Below are 18,098 nucleotides of genomic sequence, written 5' to 3'. Positions count from 1 at the left end.
TCGACAGCGTAATCCAGCCCGCCATCAACGCTCCCAGTGCGGAAACGGATCGTCCAGCAGCTGCCACTGCGCCGGGCCCTGGCGCAGTTCGTAGTCGCTGAGCAGGCAGGCATCCAGCGCAGCGCGCGTGCGTGGCGCATCCATGTCCACGCCGATCACCGCCAGCTCCTGGCGGCGGTCGCCCCACAACGGGTGCCACAACCGCTGCATCGCGGCGTATTCGCCGGCATCGCCTACTTCGTGCAGGCGCGGCAATGGCGCGGTCCAGCATTGCGTCTGCTGACGCTGCCAGCCGATATCGGTATACGGCAGTGGCGTGATGCTGGTCTGCAGCGGCTCGCCGATGGCGTGCGCATCCACCCGGTGGCGTGCGGCAAACCAGAAGCCGGCTGCATTGGTCTGGGTCGCGCCGCCGACGCTGGACAATTCGCCGACCCAATCCATGCGGCTGGCCAGCCAGAAAAAGCCCTTGCTGCGAATCACCTGCGGCAGCCCGCGCTGCACCATCCGCGCAAAGCGCTGCGGATGGAACGGCCGGCGTGCGCGATAGACGAAACTGCTGATGCCGTATTCCTCGGTTTCCGGCGTGTGCTGGCCGCGCAGTTCCTGCATCCAGCCCGGTGCCAGCTGCGCACGGGTGAAATCGAAGCGGCCGGTATCGAGCAACTGTTCCAGCGGTACCTGACCCTGCACGGCGTCCACGATCGCCGCCTCGCGATTGAGCGCACGCAACACCGCGCGCAGGCGTTGCAACTGCCGTGCGTCGATCTGGTCGCACTTGCTGATCACCAGCACGTCGGCGAACTCCACCTGTTGGCCCAGCAACTGCACCAGCCCGCGGGTATCGTCCGGGCCGGCCTGCTGGCCGAGCTCGGCCAGCGTGGCGGCCGTGCCGAAATCCTGCAGGAAGCGGCTGCCGTCCACCACCGTCACCATGGTGTCGAGCCGGGCGATATCGGCCAGGCTGAAGCCGTCGGCATCGCGCACCGCAAAGGTGGCCGCCACCGGCATCGGTTCGGCAATGCCGGTCGATTCGATCAGCAGATAGTCGTAGCGCTTCTGCTCGGCCAGCCGCCGCACTTCCTGCAGCAGATCATCGCGCAACGTGCAGCAGATGCAGCCATTGCTGAATTCCACCAGCGTCTCTTCGGTGCGTCGCAAGGCCGCACCGCCATCGCGCACCAGTTGCGCGTCGATGTTGATCTCGCTCATGTCGTTGACGATCACCGCCACGCGCAGGCCGTCGCGGTTGTGCAGGAGGCGATTGAGCAAGGTGGTCTTGCCCGCGCCAAGAAAGCCGGACAACACGGTGACGGGGAGGCGTGGATCGCGCTTGGGGGACAGGGACATCCTGAGAGCCTGGCTGGAGTGAAGTGTTACTATATAACACTTACTCGACAGGACCCCGCTCCATGCGCGTTACCGCTTCTGTGCTGGACAACTCGGCCATCGCTCTTTCCAGTCTGTGCCTGCTGCACTGCCTGGCCCTGCCACTGCTGGCCGCCGCGCTGCCGCTGCTGGGCGCGTGGAGCCGGGCCGAATGGGTGCATGTGGTGTTCGCCGCGGCAGCCGTGCCGCTGAGCGGTTATGCGGCATGGAGCAGCCATCGCCGGCATGCACTGCCAGCGCCGGTATGGGCACTGGCGGTCTTCGGGCTGGCCGGTCTGGTCCTGGGCGCAAGCGGCGTGGCCGGCGCGGCGCTGGAAACCCCGGTCACGGTGACCGGCAGCCTGCTGCTGGCCAGCACGCACCTGGTCAATCTGCGGCTACGTCGCCGGCATGGAAAGTGCGCGCGCTAGGAGCACGGCCACCACCGGCGCTGCTACAGCGAAAAGCCCAGCAACACCGGGTCGTGGTCGGAACTGCGCCACGGGCCGGGCAGGTTGCGCTTGGCGTAGCCGGCGTCGTCGCTGGCATCGGCGTTGATATGCCATTCCACCGCGCCGCGCAGCTGCTTGGCCATCGCCGGGCTCAACAACGCATGATCCAGCCGTCCGCTCATGCCGTCGTAGACATAGCTGTAGGGCTGCTTCACGCCAGCCACCGCGAAGGCGTCCTGCCAGCCGCTGGCGCGCAGACTGCGCATCGGGGTTTCCATGGCGTAGGCGTTGAAGTCACCCAGTAGCACGGCCAGTTTGGTCTGCGCGCCGGTGGGGTCGGTCTGCAGCCACTGGTGCAGGCGCTTGGCCGACTCGGTACGGGTGGCGTTCCAGCAGGCCTGGCCATCGCGCTGGTCGGCATCGGCGCCGCTGGCGCTACCGCAGCCCTTGGACTTGAAGTGGTTGGCGACCACCACGAAGGTCGCCCCGCGGGTGCTGCGGAAGGCTTGCGCCAGCGGCACCCGGCTATGGCTGTCGAACGGGCCGCCGGTCAGCGTGGCCGGCTTGCCGACCGGGGTGACCTGGGAACTGCGATACACGATGCCGACCCGGATGTCGTCATCGCCCGGGCCGCTGCCGGTGTCCACGAACTGCCAGTCCTTGTCGGTGCCGGCCGCGTTGAGCGCGGCGACCAGTTGCGCCACGGCCGCATCGGCGCCATTGCCGTCGTTTTCCAGCTCCATCAACGCGGCCACATCGGCGCGCAACGGCACGATGGTGGACACCAGCTTGGTCAGCTGGGCCTGGAACTGCTCATGCGTGCGCGCACCGCGCTTGGTCGGGAAGCCGCCGCCGCGGCCATTGCCGTTGAAGAAGTTCTCCAGATTGAACGAGGCGATCCGTAGATCGCCACCCACCTGCGGCGCCACCGCGGTCGGTATGGCCGGCAGCGTCAACGGGGTCAGCACCTGGATGCGGTAGTTGCCGTCGTAGCGCTGGTCGACGATGCCATCGACCGACTTGAGCAGGCTGCCGGTGCGCAGCGCCGGATCGGCCGGCAGATAGGCCACCGTCTTGGGGCTGCGGCCATTGCGTGCATCGTCCAGCACCACCCGGCGACGGGCGTTGTCGGCCTCCACCTGCGCAAAGGCCGGGGTGCCGGCGGCGGCCACTTCGCTGGGCTGCCACAGGCGCCCGCCGAAGGCGGCGACCAGCTCGCCGTCGGCGTCCAGACGGTCGCTGCCGTTGAGCGTCAGCGCGGCAATGCGGACGTGCTCGCCTTCCAGCGCTTCCCAGTTGGCCGGCGGCCCGCTGAGCATGCGCACCGGGACCGGCTGGCCGCTGGCGAGCCGCTCGATGCTGCTGGCATCCACCGTGGTCAGACTCGCCTCGCCACCTGCCGATACCTCGCGCACCGTGCCGACGATGCGCACGCGGTCGCCCACCGCCACCTCGGCATTGCCGGCACCGGTGACGAACAGGCCATGCGAGCGCCGCAGCTCGAAGCCGGGCTGCTGCACGAACAGCCCGCCCAGGCCGACGCGCGTATCGGCGGTGACGATGCCCTCCACGTCGACCACACGGCCGTCGTGGGGGCTACGGGTGTCTTCGCCCTGGACGTCGGCGATGGACAGACGTTGCGGCGCGCCCTCGGCGGCACTGCCCAGCAGTGGCACCAACAGACCGATCACACCGAGCACAACCAGCGAGCAACGCGACATCGACACACTCCGGAAAGACCTGGACCACCTGCACGCGCCGCCCCGAAGGCGGCGCGTGAGAACCGTGACAGGCTAGCAAAACGTTGCAAGTGGCGACCAGCTGCTGCGTGGATGACGTGGCCGGTGCACAGCTGCCGGCAATTGCGGCATTCCCCTAAAGCAACGGTGCTGAGGCGGTCGCGCAAGGCTGGCGTCGTCGTGCAAGCACGTCGCGCAGCGAGCGCAAACGCGCGCGCAATGCCTGCCGCCTATAAAAAAAAGCGTGCTCCCGTGCGCGCAGGCCTCGCGGTTGCCAGTCGACGCACCCGCGTACGGCATGCGGCCACCTGGCCACACACCGACTGCCTGTGTCAGCCACGTGTTCCAGGCGCTTGCTGCTTTAGAGGCCTACTTCAGATTGCTCAGCATCCAGTCGACCGTGGCCCGCACCTGCTCTTCGGTCAGTGCCGGGTTGCCACCCTTGGGCGGCATGATGCCGCCGTCCGGGCCGGTGTAACCCTCGATCGCGTGCTTGTACAAGGTGTCCTTGCCCTGGGCGATGCGCGCGTCCCAATGCGCGTGGTCCAGCGTCGGCGCCTTGCCCACGCCGGTGGTGTGGCAGGCGGTGCACAGGTTGTCGAAGATGGTCTTGCCGTCGGTGCTGCCGCCGTAGGCAGACTGCGAGGCGGCCTTGGCCAGCGCTGCGGCCTGGGCTGCGGCCTGTGCGGACGCACCGGTGGTGCCGGCATAGACCGCGCCGGCCGGGGCGATGCGTTGCTGCACGCGTTTGGCCGCGGTGGGCGAGACTTCGTCGGGAATGGCGCGTTGCAAATAGGCTGCCAGGGCAATCAGGCCCAGGGTGATCACCACCAGTAGTCCGATCACCATCGAGAATTTCTTCAGGAACTCGAGGTCGTAATTCCGCACGCGCTCACCCCTGGCTGTTGGTCGAAGACCTCTGCTAGCGCCGGAGTATAGAGCACAGTTCGCGCCCGTCTGGCCACTGTGTATGACAGTGATTGCAGCGGTGTGCGCTGCGCCCTGGCGCGCTATGGGTCCTGCAGGCACGCCGGTCTGCGCAGCACGATGAATTGCCGCAATGCCGCATGACACGTTGGTCTCGTCCAGGGGAATTGCGTATCATTCCCATCAATCCACGGTGACGCGGTTCTCGCCTCGCCCGGTCCCGCCTACGAGGAGTCGCCGCGATGAAGTCCTTCCTGCTGTCCTGCCTGGCCTTGGCCAGCATCAGCCTGTCTGCCCAGGCCCACGAGATCTGGATCGAGCGCGACGGCAGCGGCCCGGTGCGCATCTACTTCGGCGAACCGGCGCAGGACACCCTCGACCACGGCGAAGACGAGATCAAGCGCGTGGTCAAGCCGACCGTGTTCGGCACGGCCGGCAAGGCCGGCGCCCTGCAGCGCGGCAGCGCGTTCCTCACCGCGCCGCTGTCCGGCACCGGCGATGCGTGGCTGAGCGACGACAGCGTGTTCGAGCCGTGGAAGGGCGAAGCCGGCAGCTTCGAGACGGTGAGCTACTACGCACGCGCCGGGCGCGCCACGCCGTCGGCCAAGCTCGATTTCGAGCTGGTGCCCACCGCTGCCAACAGCAATACGCTGACCGTGCTCTATCGCAACAAGCCGCTGCCCAAGGTCGAGGTGACGGTGATCGACCCGCAGAAGTGGCAGAAGACGCTGACCTCCGATGCCAACGGCCAGGTGACCCTGCCCAAGCTGCGCGCCGGCCGGCACATCCTGGTCGCCACCAACAAGGAACCGGTGAAGCGTGAGATCGCCGGCAAGCAGGTGGCGATGATCCACCACATCAGCACGTTGACCTTCCTGGCCGAGTAAGCCGGCCACACGCGCCGCCGATCCGATGGCTACCGCACCGTCCCTGCCGCTTCCCTGGTTCAGGCGCCCCTGGCTGGGCGTGCTTGCACGCACGCTGGCGGCGATGTTTGGCGGCTATGCGCTCGCCAGCGCCACCAATCTGCTGCTGGCGCTGGTGTTGCCGCTGCCACGCAGCGAAGCGGTGTTGACCAGCATGCTGGTCGGCATCGTGGTGTGTGCCTGCGCGCCGCTATGGGCCTTCGCCACCGCCAGCGTGTGGCGCGCCTGGGCCGGCATCGCCGTGCCGGCGGCGCTGATGTTCGCACTGGCCGCATGGCTGCAACGGGGCGTGGCATGAAGCAGGGATTCCGCCAGTCGATGGCGTGGCTGCACACCTGGACCGGGCTGCTGGTCGGCTGGGTGTTGCTGTTGATCTTCATGGGCGGCACGGCGAGTTATTACCGCGACGAAATCAGCCGCTGGATGCGCCCGGAACTGCCCACCACCACGGTGAGCAGCGCGACCGCGCTGCGCAGTGCCGAGCAGTATCTGCAGACGCATGCCGCCGATGCGCAGAGCTGGAACATCACCTTGCCGGACGCGCGCAATCCGGTGGTCAGCATGTACTGGCAAAACCCCGCGCCAACCGATGGCAAACCGGCCAGTCGCCGCGAGATGTATGGCAACGCCATCATCGACCCGGCCACCGGCAAGGAGATCGCCGCGCGCGACACCCTGGGCGGCGAATTCTTCTACCGGCTGCACTTCGATCTGCATTATCTGCCGGTGATGTGGTCGCGCTATATCGTGGGTTTCTGCGCGATGTTCATGCTGGTGGCGATCATCAGCGGCGTGATCACGCACAAGAAGATCTTCAAGGATTTCTTCACCTTCCGCCCGGGCAAGGGCCTGCGCTCATGGCTGGATTTCCACAACGTCAGCGCGGTGACCGCATTGCCGTACCACGCGATGATCACCTACACCGGCATCGTGACCTTGATGTTCATGTACCTGCCGTGGGGCATCAAGGCGCAGTATCCCGACAACGAAATGCGGTTCTACGAAGAATCCGCCAACCGGGTTGCCGATACGCGACAAGCGTCTGGTACCCCGGCGCGCATGCTGCCGCTGGAGCAATTCGTGGCGCGTGCGCGCAGCCACTGGCGCGGTGGTGAGGTCGGCAACGTGGCGGTGTCGCTGCCCAACGATGCGCACGCAGCGGTCGGCGTCACCCAGGTGTCCGATCGTCTGTCCACCAATGCGCCATCGATCCTGTTCGATGCAGTCAGCGGCCAGCGCCTGCAGCACAGCGGGCCACCGGGTGGCGCCAGCCAGACGCGCGGGGTCATGGTGGGCCTGCATATCGCCCACTTCGCCGGGCCATGGATGCGCGCGCTGTTCTTCGGCTCCGGCTTGCTCGGTTGCCTGATGGTGGCCAGCGGCGTGGTGATGTGGGCGGTGAAGGAACGCCCCAAACACCTGAAGGCCGGGCGCATCGGTTTCGGGCTGCGGCTGGTGGATGCGCTCAACATCGGCACGGTCGCCGGCTTGCCGATCGCCTTCGCCAGTTTCTTCTGGGCCAACCGGGTGTTGCCGGTGAGCCTGGAGGCGCGCGCGGCAATGGAGGCCAACCTGTTCTTTGCCGCATGGGCCGCTGCATTGCTGGCGGCGTTCGTGTGGCCACGGCGCGCCATGTGGAGCTGGCAGCTGTATCTGGGCGCGGCCTTGTTCGCCTTGGTACCGGTGGTCAATGCGATCACCACCGATGTGCATCTGGGCGTGACGCTGCCGGCCGGGCAATGGATGTTGGCCGGGGTCGATCTGGTCTGCCTGTTCCTTGGCGTGTCGCTGGGCGTGGCGGGCTGGCGCCTGCAGCAGTGGAAGGCACCGCAAGCCGCATCGGGGCGACGCGCGCGCACCACTGCCGCCGCGCCTGCGCAGGGCAGCGTGCCGCTGCAGGAAAGCGCATGAGCGTGTGGCTGCTGCTGGCGCTGAATTTTTCCGGATTCGCCGCGCTGTGCCTGGCGATGGACAAGCATCAGCAGGAAGTCACGGGTCGCACGCTGGGCGCGGCGCGCTCGCGGCAACTGCGCGTGCTGGGCTGGCTGCTGGTGCTGCTCACCTTCGGCTTGGCGGTACACGCACAAGGCTGGGGCGTCGGCCCGGTGCTGTGGCTGGGCACATTGACCGGCGCTGCCGCGTTGCTGTCGCTGTGGTTGCTGCCGTATCGGCGTGGATTGATCCTGCCCACGGCAGTGGCCGCGCCGCTGCTGGCGGGTGCGCTGCAGCTGTTGGTGGGGTGAAGGACGTCCGTCGCTACGCCACGATCGGCGGATCGCCCCAGCTGCGCCCGTCGCGCGGCAGGCGACCATCGTCGAGCACGCGCAACACGTGTTCGGGCTGCAGCATGTCCATGAACAGCACCACGTTGATGCCGTCCGGCAGCGCCATGCTGGGAAAGATCACGCCAGGAATCTGCGCCTCGCGCAGCAGGTCGCCGAGCACCCAGCTGACCGGTTCGATCTTGTTGACCAGCGCCTTGCGCCAGTCCTCGGTCCAGTCGGCCCAAAGCGGATCCCAGCTCGCATCGAGCAGGCGCAGATCGGCCAGCGCCGGCAGGTCGGCGGCATAACTGACCAAGGTCAATGGCGGCAGGAACAGCGCCGCTTGCGCGTATTCGGCGGCGGCGGTCTCCAGTTGCAGCGATAAATACAGGGACGGCTGTCCAAAGCGATTGAAGCGCCCGCCCGAGCGTGCCGCACCGGCGCCGCTCAACGGTTCGGCAGCCCAGCGCGGCGTGAAGGCGCGATACAGCGTGCAGTGCGCCGGAGCGCTCAGCTTCAACCGGCGGCCCCCGCGGCAACGGTGCGCAGATAGGTCAGCGCATCATCGGTGCGGCCCTGTTTGACCACTTCCAGCAGGGTGGCGAACTCGAACGCCGGAATCGGGGTGTTCTTGAGATGGAACACCACCTGGCGTTCGTCCGGCTGGACTTGCGTCATCGCCACCAGCAGGCGCGACAGGTTGCGCAGCAGGTCCTGTACGCGCGGGCTTTCCGGATGCACGCGCAGGCTGTTGCGATGCACACCGGCCAGCTCGGCCAGTTCCTGCTGCGACAGATCCAGCAGGCCGGCCATGGCCGAGGGCGACAGGATGGTGCGATCCGGCACGCGCAGGCGTTCGGTCAGGGCCAGGGGATTGAGAACGGCGACCATTGCACGACTCCGGCAGGGCGAGTGCACAGTATATGCACAGTTATCTGCCTCGGCACAGCCCAGCAGTACGCCCGGTCAGTGCACTGTCAGACCGCCGGCTGCCGCGCGCCCACCGCGCGCAGGCAGAACCCGCAGATCGCCTCGACCAGCTGCTCGCCCTGCTGCGGATCGCTGCGGCTGGGGGCGATCGGTCCCACCAGGGCCTCGGTGAAGGCGCCGACGATGCACGCCGCCGCCGCGTCCAGCGACTGCTGCGGGAACTCGCCGGCCGCCACGCCTTCGGCGAGCAACTGGCGGAACACCTCTCCGAACAGGCGTCGGCCACGGATGCGCTCGGCATCCACCTCGCTTTCCACCGGCTCGGCAATGAAGGCGTACGCCAGCGCGGGACCGGCCAGGGCCCGCCGCACGAACGTGGCGATCGCAGTGCGCAGGCGCTCGGCAGCACTGGCCTGGGTGGTGGCGATGGCGCGCAGGATGGTCATCTCGCGCTGCACCGCTTCGTTGAGAACTTCCACGAAAAGCTCGGCCTTGGACGGGAAATGACGATAGATCTGCCCGGTGGACACGCCGGCGGCAGCGGCCACGGCGGTCACCGGCGCGTTGCGGTAGCCGCCTTCGGCGATCAGGGCACGGGCCGCGTGCAGGATGCGTTCGCGGTTACCGGCCAGGCGTTCTTCCATCAGGGCGGAGCGTCGATAAGCCATGGTGTGATTCTTGGTTCAATAGTTGAATTTTAGTTCACTTTTTCACTGCGGACCGCTAGGCTGCGCACAAGCGCCGTGCGGCCTGCCCGCTCCCACCCGGCACATCCCGATCCCTGCGGAGTCGCTCCATGCACGTGCCGTCCCTGAATTTTGCGCTTGGCGAAGACATCGATCTGCTGCGCGAAAGCGTGGCGGCCTTTGCCAGCCACCATATTGCCCCGCTCGCGGCCACGGCCGATCAGGACAATGTCTTTCCCGCCCAGCTGTGGCGCCTGTTCGGCGAACAAGGCCTGCTCGGGCTGACCGTGGAAGAAGAGTACGGCGGCAGCGGCATGGGCTACCTGGCGCATGTGGTGGCGATGGAAGAAATCTCGCGGGCCGGCGGGGCCATCGGCCTGTCGTACGGCGCGCATTCCAATCTGTGCCTCAACCAGCTGCGCAAGAACGCAACGCCCGAGCAGAAACAGCGCTACCTGCCCAGGCTGTGCACCGGCGAGCACGTCGGGGCACTGGCGATGAGCGAGGCCGGCGCCGGCTCGGATGTGGTGTCGATGAAGCTGCGCGCCGATGCGCGCGGCGACCGCTATGTGCTCAACGGCAGCAAGATGTGGATCACCAACGGCCCGGATGCCGATGTGCTGGTGGTGTACGCCAAGACCGACCCGGAGGCCGGCGCACGCGGTATCACCGCCTTCATCGTCGAAAAAGGGATGAAGGGATTCTCCACCGCGCAGAAACTCGACAAGCTGGGCATGCGCGGCTCCAACACCTGCGAGCTGGTGTTCAGCGACTGCGAAGTGCCGGCCGAGAACGTGCTGGGCACGCTCAACGGTGGCGTGCGTGTGCTGATGTCGGGCCTGGATTTCGAGCGTGTGGTGCTGGCCGGCGGCCCGTTGGGCCTGATGGCCGCCGCGATGGATGTGGTGCTGCCGTACGCGCACGAGCGCAAGCAGTTCGGCGCGCCGATCGGCACCTTCCAGTTGATGCAGGCGAAGCTGGCCGACATGTACGTCGGGCTCAACGCCTGCCGCGCCTATGTGTATGCAGTGGCGCGCGCCTGCGACGCGGGGCTGACCACGCGCCAGGATGCGGCCGGTGCGATTCTCTACGCCGCTGAAAAGGCCACCTGGCTCACCGGCCAGGCGATCCAGGTGCTGGGCGGCAACGGCTACATCAACGACTACCCCACCGGGCGCCTGTGGCGCGATGCCAAGCTGTACGAAATCGGTGCGGGCACCTCGGAGATCCGACGCATGCTGATCGGCCGCGAGCTGTTCGAACGCACCGCCTGACGGAGCCACCATGAGCGTGATCACCAGCCAGCTGCAGGCCAGCGGCGAAAGCTTCCAACATAACGCTGCGGCCATGCGCACGGTGATCGAGGACCTGCGCCGCACGCTGGCGCAGACCGCGCTGGGCGGCAGCGATGCCGCGCGTGCCAAGCACACCGCACGCGGCAAGTTGCTGGTGCGCGAGCGCATCGATGCCTTGCTGGATCCGGGCAGCGCCTTGCTGGAAATCGCGCCCCTGGCGGCGCACGGCATGTACGACGATCAGGTGCCATGCGCCGGTGTGGTGGCCGGCATCGGACGGGTGTCCGGGGTGGAATGCGTGATCGTGGCCAACGACGCCACCGTCAAGGGCGGCACCTATTACCCGATGACGGTGAAGAAGCATCTGCGTGCGCAGGAAATCGCCCAGCAGAACCGCTTGCCGTGCATCTACCTGGTCGATTCCGGCGGCGCGTTCCTGCCGTTGCAGGATGAAGTGTTTCCCGACCGCGACCACTTCGGGCGCATCTTCTACAACCAGGCCAACCTTTCGGCCAACGGCATTCCGCAGATCGCCTGCGTGATGGGCTCATGCACCGCTGGCGGTGCGTACGTGCCGGCGATGAGCGATGAAACGGTGATCGTGCGCGAGCAAGGCACCATCTTCCTCGGCGGTCCGCCGCTGGTCAAAGCGGCCACCGGCGAAGAAGTCAGTGCCGAAGAGCTCGGCGGTGCGGATGTGCATACGCGCATCTCCGGCGTGGCCGATCACTTCGCCGACAACGACCTGCAGGCCCTGGCACGCGTGCGCGCCATCATCGCCCGGCTCAACTGGCGCAAGCCGGCGGCATCGCTGGCCCTGCAGGCACCGCTGCCGCCGCGCTATGCAGCCGACGAGCTGTATGGCGTGATTCCCGCCGATACGCGCAAGCCCTTCGATGTGCGCGAAGTGATCGCCCGCATCGTCGACAACTCGCAGCTGGACGAATTCAAGCCGCGTTATGGCAGCACCCTGGTCACCGGCTTTGCGCATCTGCATGGCTACCCGGTCGGCATCATTGCCAACAACGGCATCCTGTTTTCCGAGTCCGCGCTCAAGGGCGCGCACTTCATCGAGCTGTGCACGCAGCGCGGCATTCCGCTGGTGTTCCTGCAGAACATCACCGGCTTCATGGTCGGGCGCAAATACGAACATGGCGGCATCGCCAAGGACGGCGCCAAGCTGGTGATGGCGGTGGCCTGTGCCAAGGTTCCCAAGTTCACCGTGGTGATCGGCGGCTCGTTCGGCGCCGGCAATTACGGCATGTGCGGCCGTGCGTACTCGCCGAACTTCCTGTGGATGTGGCCGAATGCGCGCATCGGTGTGATGGGCGGGGAACAGGCCGCCAGCGTATTAGCCACCGTGCGCCGCGACGGCATCGAAGCCAAGGGTGGCGCCTGGTCGGGCGAGGAAGAGGATGCGTTCAAGGCACCGATCCGTGCCCAGTTCGAGCAGCAGGGCCATCCGTATTATGCCAGCGCGCGCTTGTGGGACGACGGCATCATCGACCCGGCCGACACCCGTCGCGTGCTGGGGCTAGGGCTGTCGGCCGCGTTGAATGCGCCGATCGAGCCGACACGCTTCGGCGTGTTCCGGATGTGAGGTGGTGATGCCCGCTTGCATGTACGGCTCTTCATTGCCAGGCACTGCGCGTGCGCCTGCACGCAGGGTGCCGCGTGTTGCCTGGAGCAGTGCATGAGTGCGCGCACGTTACCTGCTCCAAGCAGTGAGTTGCGTTCGCGCAGTGCGGCGTCGGCCATCGCACTGTGTCCCGCGTACTCCGTGCAGCCGTTTTTCCATCGCAGTGCCCGCCGCCCTGGCGGGGTGCAGAGACCCTTGCCATGACCCAGCGCGATTCCACCGCCGCAGCAAGACAGCCGTATTTCGACAAGGTCCTGATCGCCAATCGCGGCGAGATCGCCTGCCGCGTCATCGCCACCTGCCGCAAGCTCGGCATCGCAACGGTGGCGGTGTACTCGGATGCCGACCGTGATGCGCGGCATGTGCGGCTGGCCGATGAAGCAATCCATATCGGTGCCGCACCGGCGCAGCAGAGTTATCTGCGTGGCGATGCGATCCTGGATGCGGCACGCAGGAGCGGCGCACAGGCAATCCATCCCGGCTATGGATTTCTGTCAGAAAACGCAGCATTTGCCGATGCCTGTGCGCAGGCCGGCATGGTGTTTATCGGCCCGCCGGCGGCGGCCATCCGCGCGATGGGCGACAAGAGCGCGGCCAAGGCGCTGATGCAGCGCGCCGGCGTGCCGCTGACGCCGGGCTACCACGGCCACGAACAGGCGCCGGCCTTCCTGCGTGCACAGGCCGACGCGATCGGCTATCCGGTGTTGATCAAGGCCAGCGCCGGCGGCGGCGGCAAGGGCATGCGCCGGGTGGATGCGAGCGCGGCATTCGAAGACGCATTGGCCAGCTGCCAGCGCGAGGCGCAGTCGGCATTCGGCAATGCGCAGGTGCTGGTGGAAAAGTACGTCGAGCGGCCGCGCCATATCGAGATTCAGGTCTTTGGCGATACCCGGGGCGAGGTCGTCTATCTGTTCGAACGCGATTGCTCGGTGCAGCGCCGGCACCAGAAAGTGCTGGAAGAAGCGCCCGCCCCCGGCATGAGCGAACAACGTCGCGCCGCCATGGGCAAGGCGGCCGTGGATGCCGCACGCGCGGTGGGTTATGTCGGCGCCGGCACGGTGGAGTTCATTGCCGGCCCGGATGGCGATTTCTATTTCATGGAAATGAACACCCGGCTGCAGGTCGAGCACCCGGTGACCGAGTTGATCACCGGCACCGATCTGGTCGAGTGGCAATTGCGTGTTGCCGCGGGCGAACCGCTGCCGCTGCGTCAGCAGGAACTGCGCATCCATGGACATGCGCTGGAAGCGCGCCTGTATGCCGAAGATGCCGACCGCGGCTTCCTGCCTTCCACCGGCACGCTGCACCAGTTGCAGTTTCCCGCAGCAAGCGCGCATGTACGTATCGATGCCGGCGTGGAGCAAGGCGACAGCATCAGCCCGTACTACGACCCGATGATTGCCAAGCTGATCGTGTGGGATGTGGATCGCCCCGCCGCACTGGCACGCATGCGCCAGGCGCTGGCGCAGTTCCATGCGGTGGGTGTCACCACCAACAGCGCGTTCCTTGTGCGCCTGATCGACACGGCGTCGTTTGCGTCGGCCGATCTGGATACCGCACTGATCGAACGCGAGCAGGCAGTGCTGTTTCCCGATGCGGTGAGTCCGGCCACTGCCTGGTGGTGCCTGGCAGCGGCGTTGAACGCCGAAGCGTTGCCGAAGGCCGCCGCCGATCCCGCCGACCCGTTTTCGCCCTGGCAGCACGCCGATGGTTGGCGCATCGGCGCGCATGCGGCGCACACCATGACGCTGGAAGCGGCAGGCGAGCGCCGCCAGTTCGGCGTGCGCCCGTTTGGCGATGGCTGGCAGGTGACGTGCGCGGGCCATACCCACACGCTGCGCTACCACGTACAGGACGGGGCACTGCGCGTGGAAATGGATGGCCGGCAATGGCGCATGCAGGCCCTGCGCGACGGCAATGCACTGACATTGCGCGATGCCACGCAGCGGGCAAGCTTCCGCCACCATGACGCACTGCTCGAAGCCGATCAGCCCGCGCACGACGCCGGCGGCCTGACCGCACCGATGCCGGGCCGCATCGTGTCGCTGGTCGCCCCGGCAGGGCAGCCGGTCACCCGCGGGCAGGCCCTGGTGGTGCTCGAAGCGATGAAGATGGAGCACACCCTGCACGCGCCCAGCGACGGCACGGTGGCGGCGTATCTGGTGGCGGAAGGCGAACTGGTCGCCGAGGGTGTCGCGTTGGTGGAATTCGTGTCCGCGTCTGCGTAGCGGCGCCTCGCAGCGTGACCAACGGCACGTCCACAGGGACGGACCTTGGCTCTAGCGTGAGGAAAGCGGCTGGAATGGCCGCGCTCACGACCGGAGACCTCCATGCAACGCCTGCTTCTTGTTTCCAGCATGCTGCTCGCGCTGTCTGCCTGCAGCGATAAGACCGCGCCCGCCACCGACAAGGCCGCCACGCCGGCCCCGGCTGCTGCGGCGGCACCCGCGGCACCGCCCGAACTGATCACCCGCGATGCGCTGTTCGGCAACCCGGAGCGGGCGAACGTGAGCATCAGCCCGGACGGAAAGTACCTCAGCTGGGTCGCGCCGCTGGACGGTGTGCTCAATGTCTGGGTCGCCCCGGTGGATGCACCGGACCAGGCACGCGCGATCACCAAGGACACCGCACGCGGCATCCGCAATTATTTCTGGACCTATCAACCCAACACGCTGCTGTACCTGCGCGACAACGGTGGCGATGAAGACTTCCATCTGTTCTCGGTGAATCTGAGCGATGGCAGCAGCAAGGACCTCACCCCCTTCAAGAAGACCAACGCCGAGGTGTATCGCGTCAGCGCGCAGCATCCCGACTCGATCATGGTCGGCATGAACGACCGCGACCCCAAATGGCATGACCTGTATCGGGTGGACCTGGCTTCGGGCAAGCGCAGCTTGGTGCAGCAGAACACCGACAGCCTGGATTCCTACCTGCTCGATGGCAACTACCAGCTGCGCTATGCCACGCGTGCCACCGACGATGCGGGCAGGGAGCTGCTGGTGCCGGACGGCAAGCGCTGGAAGAGCGTGGACCGCATCCCGTTCGAGGATGTCACCAACACCTCGCCCGACGGCCTCACCGACGACGGCAAGACGCTGTACATGCAGGATTCGCGCAATCGCGACACCGCAGCGCTGTATGCCATCGACACTGCCAGCAACGCCCGCACGCTGCTGTTCGAAAACCCGCGCACCGATGTCGGCGCCACCTTGAACGACCCCAGGACCGGCGTGGTGCAGGCCGTGTCCACCGACTACCTGCGCGAGGAGTGGACGGCGCTGGACAACGGCATTGCCGCCGACCTAAACAAGCTCAAGTCGCTCGGCAGCGGCGATGCCAGCGTTGCCGCACGCACGCTCGACGATCGCATCTGGATCGTGGGGTATTCGGCGGCGGAAACACCGCTGACCTACTACCGCTACGACCGTGCAGACGGCGGCAAGCTGACCAAGTTGTTCTCCGCCCGCCCCGCGCTCGACGGCAAGCCGCTGGTGCCGATGTGGCCGCAGGAACTGACCGCCCGCGACGGCCTCAAGCTGGTCAGCTATCTCACCCTGCCCGCCGAGGCCGATGCCAATCACGACGGCAAGGCCGACAAGCCGGTGCCGCTGGTGCTGTTCGTGCATGGCGGCCCGTGGTTGCGCGACAGCTACGGCTACGGGCCGTATGAGCAATGGCTGGCCAATCGCGGCTATGCGGTGCTGGCGGTGAACTTCCGCGGCTCCACCGGCTTCGGCAAGGCCTTCACCAACGCCGGCAACGGCGAGTGGGCCGCCAAGATGCACGACGACCTGCTCGACGCGGTGCAATGGGCGGTCAAGCAAGGAGTGACCAGGCCCGAGGACGTGGCGATCATGGGCGGCAGCTACGGCGGCTACGCCACGCTGGTCGGCCTGACCTTTACCCCAGACGCGTTCAAGTGCGGCGTGGACATCGTCGGCCCGGCCAACCTCAACACCCTGCTCGGCACCGTGCCGCCATACTGGGCCAGCTTCTACAAGCAGCTGACCAAACGCATGGGCGACCCGGCCACCGACGCCGGCAAGCAGTGGCTGACCGAACGCTCACCGCTCACCCATGTCGACAAGATCAGCAAGCCGCTGCTGATCGGCCAGGGCGCCAACGACCCACGCGTCAAACAGGCCGAGAGCGACCAGATCGTCAACGCGATGAAGGCCAAGAACATTCCGGTCACCTACGTGCTGTTCCCGGACGAAGGCCACGGCTTCCGGCGCCCGGAAAACAGCAAGGCCTTCAACGCGGTGACCGAGGGGTTCCTGGGCCAGTGCCTGGGCGGCCGCGTGCAACCGATCGGCGACGACCTGGCCGGCTCCAGCATCACCGTGCCGGAAGGCGCCGACAAGGTGAACGGCCTGAGCGAAGCATTGAAGACGCATACACAGGCGATTCGGCGGTAGGTCTGCCTACGTGGTGGCTTGCTTTACATCTACGTCGTCGCTCGCCTGCAAAGACGAGCGACGACGGCTGTATCGATGTTCTCCAACGCGCCGCCACGCCGGTATTCCCGCCCAGCGATCCAGACAGGAAGATGCCTGACTTGGTTGCTCACTAATGTGGGGCGATGTCCTTGGCGGCCTCTGAATCAAGACCAGCCGGCCACACTGCCCCACCGGGATCCAACTCGGTGTTGTTCATTTCCTCGCCCCGCCAACCGAACCCACAGATGGCGAGCGGGCCGTCCTGCAGGCCGTCCAGGCCAAGTGCCTGTTCGATATCCACCTCATTGATTGCCGAGGTGACAAATGCGCCCAGGCCCAGGTCGGTCGCGCTCAGATACAGCGTCTGCGCGATATGGCCGACATCCAGAATCATCGCGCGGTAGGCCTTGGCGTGGTTCCGATACTTCCAGAAACTACGTAAAAACCGCGGCACTAGGATCACCAGCACCGGCGCATCGGCAAACCAGTGCTGCCCGGACACAGCGCGACGCGCAAACTCCGCAAGCGGCTGTGGTGGCGACTGCAATGGCTGCAATGCATGATCGACAGGGCGATAGTGATAGAGACCGCTCGTCATTCCCTCGACACGCTGGACCAGCAAGTAGGTTTCGGTGGGATGGAGACTGCCTCCCGAGGGCACCGGTTTCTTCAAGAATGCGGTGTCGTGCCCCACTTCGATCCGCGCACTTGCCATGACGCTGCGCTCAAGCATCTGGCCAAGCAAGCTGTGTGACAGTGGACGCTGCGTATCGAAGTTACGACAGGTGACGCGACGCGACAGCAGCTCATCGAACGTGCCCGGGGTTGACCGTGGCAAGGCAATGCGCGCTTCGATGCCCCCCTCGCCTCGGTCTACGATCTCTGCTGGGGGGGCGCCCAGTCGGCCGACCATGCCTTCCGCAGTAGTCAGGCCGTGTGCTTCCATCGTCGCCACGCTGTCCTCGCCGCGCCAGCGCGCCGATCGATGCCACAACGCGGCTAGCGGCCACCAACGCTGCTGCTGCACGCACTCGTCGTTGCGGCGATGCTGAACGTGTTCTGGTTGATCGCTGACCACAAGACCTTGCTCGATCAAACGCTCCACCTGAAACGGCAAGGGCTGCATCTGATCGATGCGATGCCAGCGCGAGGGACTCAACCCGCCCAACCACTCGCGCTCGTCCTTGGAAACCTCCACATCTCCATCAAGATGAGGCGCCAGCGCCAGCCATCGTGTGCGGCGATTCACGCCATCTCCACCGGCAAGCAATCGTGCAAGATCAAACACCGCATCGTCGCGCAGCTCAAAAAACAACGTGGTACAGCGACGAATTTGCATAGGAACATCTCAAGGACGCATGAGCACGGTCGATATTGTGTCAGGTCCCATGTCATACAACACCACAGACCCTCACTCTCCAGGCAAGACACAC

Annotated in this window: 16 protein-coding genes; 9 read left to right on the top strand and 7 right to left on the bottom strand. The window is 66.4% G+C overall.

Translation table 11 applies throughout. From position 1 onward, the window contains the following. Positions 1–24: 24 nt before the first annotated feature. Entirely contained in the window at positions 25–1,350 is a 1,326-nt protein-coding gene (locus H7A87_RS01420) for a GTP-binding protein (protein ID WP_119129314.1), read from the bottom strand. Positions 1,351–1,412: 62 nt separating this feature from the next. Here H7A87_RS01420 and H7A87_RS01415 point away from each other — a divergent pair, with 62 nt between their 5' ends. After that, positions 1,413–1,799, top strand: coding sequence for a MerC family mercury resistance protein (locus H7A87_RS01415; RefSeq protein WP_119129313.1), 387 nt, complete (start codon positions 1,413–1,415; stop codon positions 1,797–1,799). A 23-nt stretch (positions 1,800–1,822) separates the two neighbouring features. Here the strand turns inward: H7A87_RS01415 and H7A87_RS01410 are convergent, their stop codons facing one another. Further along, a complete protein-coding gene (locus H7A87_RS01410; RefSeq protein WP_119129312.1) occupies positions 1,823–3,541 on the bottom strand; it encodes an ExeM/NucH family extracellular endonuclease in 1,719 nt (572 codons plus the stop codon). A 387-nt stretch (positions 3,542–3,928) separates the two neighbouring features. Then, positions 3,929–4,447, bottom strand: coding sequence for a c-type cytochrome (locus tag H7A87_RS01405; protein WP_016902056.1), 519 nt, complete (start codon positions 4,445–4,447; stop codon positions 3,929–3,931). Positions 4,448–4,728: 281 nt separating this feature from the next. Here H7A87_RS01405 and H7A87_RS01400 point away from each other — a divergent pair, with 281 nt between their 5' ends. Genes H7A87_RS01400 through H7A87_RS01385 form a run of 4 tightly spaced genes read left to right on the top strand, consistent with a single transcriptional unit; the run spans position 4,729 to position 7,655 of the window. Beyond that, on the top strand, positions 4,729–5,373 hold the full coding sequence (locus tag H7A87_RS01400; RefSeq protein ID WP_119129311.1) for a DUF4198 domain-containing protein: 645 nt from the start codon (positions 4,729–4,731) through the stop codon (positions 5,371–5,373). A 25-nt stretch (positions 5,374–5,398) separates the two neighbouring features. Beyond that, complete coding sequence (locus tag H7A87_RS01395; RefSeq protein WP_104649592.1) at positions 5,399–5,710, top strand: DUF3649 domain-containing protein; 312 nt, start codon at positions 5,399–5,401, stop codon at positions 5,708–5,710. Then, positions 5,707–7,323 (top strand): PepSY-associated TM helix domain-containing protein, encoded by a 1,617-nt coding sequence (locus H7A87_RS01390; protein ID WP_119129310.1) that lies wholly within the window; start codon positions 5,707–5,709, stop codon positions 7,321–7,323. Before H7A87_RS01395 ends, H7A87_RS01390 begins: the two co-directional genes overlap by 4 nt. Beyond that, entirely contained in the window at positions 7,320–7,655 is a 336-nt protein-coding gene (locus tag H7A87_RS01385; protein WP_119129309.1) for a DUF3325 domain-containing protein, read from the top strand. Before H7A87_RS01390 ends, H7A87_RS01385 begins: the two co-directional genes overlap by 4 nt. Before the next feature lie 13 nt (positions 7,656–7,668). Here H7A87_RS01385 and H7A87_RS01380 read toward each other — a convergent pair whose 3' ends face one another. The 3 genes from H7A87_RS01380 to H7A87_RS01370 all read right to left on the bottom strand — a co-directional run bounded on the left by H7A87_RS01380 (position 7,669) and on the right by H7A87_RS01370 (position 9,274). Continuing rightward, the gene (locus H7A87_RS01380; protein WP_119129308.1) at positions 7,669–8,196 is read right to left on the bottom strand and encodes an RES family NAD+ phosphorylase; all 528 of its coding nucleotides are present in this window, start codon (positions 8,194–8,196) and stop codon (positions 7,669–7,671) included. Next, entirely contained in the window at positions 8,193–8,567 is a 375-nt protein-coding gene (locus H7A87_RS01375) for a hypothetical protein (RefSeq protein WP_010370465.1), read from the bottom strand. Before H7A87_RS01375 ends, H7A87_RS01380 begins: the two co-directional genes overlap by 4 nt. Positions 8,568–8,653: 86 nt before the next feature. Continuing rightward, positions 8,654–9,274 carry a TetR/AcrR family transcriptional regulator gene (locus H7A87_RS01370; RefSeq protein WP_119129307.1) on the bottom strand — a complete coding sequence of 207 codons (621 nt, stop codon included), beginning with the start codon at positions 9,272–9,274 and terminating at the stop codon, positions 8,654–8,656. 128 nt (positions 9,275–9,402) lie between these two features. Between H7A87_RS01370 and H7A87_RS01365 the strand changes: the two genes are divergently transcribed. The 4 genes from H7A87_RS01365 (at position 9,403) to H7A87_RS01350 (ending at position 16,644) form a co-directional block, all read left to right on the top strand. Further along, the gene (locus H7A87_RS01365; protein ID WP_119129306.1) at positions 9,403–10,566 is read left to right on the top strand and encodes an isovaleryl-CoA dehydrogenase; all 1,164 of its coding nucleotides are present in this window, start codon (positions 9,403–9,405) and stop codon (positions 10,564–10,566) included. Positions 10,567–10,576: 10 nt separating this feature from the next. Continuing rightward, positions 10,577–12,187: a carboxyl transferase domain-containing protein gene (locus tag H7A87_RS01360; RefSeq protein WP_119129305.1), complete on the top strand. Its 1,611-nt coding sequence runs from the start codon at positions 10,577–10,579 to the stop codon at positions 12,185–12,187. 239 nt (positions 12,188–12,426) lie between these two features. Beyond that, entirely contained in the window at positions 12,427–14,454 is a 2,028-nt protein-coding gene (locus tag H7A87_RS01355; protein WP_119129304.1) for an acetyl/propionyl/methylcrotonyl-CoA carboxylase subunit alpha, read from the top strand. 102 nt (positions 14,455–14,556) lie between these two features. Continuing rightward, positions 14,557–16,644 carry a S9 family peptidase gene (locus H7A87_RS01350; RefSeq protein ID WP_119129303.1) on the top strand — a complete coding sequence of 696 codons (2,088 nt, stop codon included), beginning with the start codon at positions 14,557–14,559 and terminating at the stop codon, positions 16,642–16,644. Between the two features lie 151 nt (positions 16,645–16,795). Here the strand turns inward: H7A87_RS01350 and H7A87_RS01345 are convergent, their stop codons facing one another. Continuing rightward, positions 16,796–18,004, bottom strand: a complete 1,209-nt coding sequence (locus tag H7A87_RS01345; RefSeq protein WP_104583945.1) for a putative peptide maturation dehydrogenase — start codon at positions 18,002–18,004, stop codon at positions 16,796–16,798. Between the last annotated feature and the right edge of the window lie 94 nt (positions 18,005–18,098).

This window comes from Xanthomonas sp. CPBF 426, assembly GCF_903989465.1.
GTDB lineage: Bacteria > Pseudomonadota > Gammaproteobacteria > Xanthomonadales > Xanthomonadaceae > Xanthomonas > Xanthomonas euroxanthea.
The sequence above is the reverse complement of the archived record's forward strand: the minus strand, read 5'-3'. Positions and strand labels throughout refer to the sequence as shown.